Below are 829 nucleotides of genomic sequence, written 5' to 3' on the forward strand. Positions count from 1 at the left end.
CAGGATCGCTTCCCGAAAGTGTGAAAGCATCTGTATGACAGACGCCAGTGGCGACGATGCGAACTCGTACTTCCCCAGCCTTAGGAGGGGCTACGTCGATGGTGACTAACTGCAACGGTTCATTGGGGGCGAACGCGACAGCAGCCCTTGACTTCAAGGTCTGTGCTGACATGGAGAGCCTCATGCTAAGTTTGGAAAATGCCCCTGAGCTATGAACTCAGGGGCATGGTTTTAGATATCTTTCAGTAGTCGCAAAGCATCGTAGATGGCGGCATGAGTGTTGCGCGCTGAGACGGCATCCCCGATTCGGAATAGCTGAAAACGGCCTTCAGGGTTAGTGATAATATTTTGGACTTTTCCAGCGATAAGGTTGTGCTGCTCAACCGCGCCGCCATTGCTCGAATGGGGTCGCAGATCGAAGTACAAATCGTCCAAAGGAATGGTGCCGTGGTTGATAACGACCTGATCAACCGTTCTCTGCTTGTGTACAGCGCCGTAATCACTGCCGAAGCTGGCAATCAACTTACCGTCGCGCTTTTCTACGGTCTCCACTCGATACGTGACAGTAAAGGTAACGTCCAGGTCTTGCAGGCTGCGCATGTAAGGAACCAGGTTCATCGCCATCACCTCCGGCGAAAACGACCGATCAGGTGTAACGATCTCGACCTTGGCTCCACTGTTGGCGATGACTTCTGCAGCTTGCAATGCCGCATGGTCGCCAGCGTCATCAAAGATCAGCACATTCTTTCCAGGCTTGACGTCGCCAGAGATGATGTCCCAAGTCGATACCACCAGTTCATTGCCCTGTTTGAGCACCTCGGTGTGAGGC

The 829-nt window shown here is 53.1% G+C and carries 2 pseudogenes; both read right to left on the reverse strand.

Annotation, left to right across the window (positions count from 1 at the left end):
- Positions 1–172: pseudogene (locus AC1DRJ_RS30410) on the reverse strand (S-(hydroxymethyl)glutathione dehydrogenase); the annotation flags it as partial.
- Positions 173–231: 59 nt separating this feature from the next.
- A pseudogene (locus AC1DRJ_RS30415) lies at positions 232–829 on the reverse strand (NADH-dependent oxidase); the annotation flags it as partial.

The organism is Pseudomonas sp. P5_B2 (genome assembly GCF_056400445.1).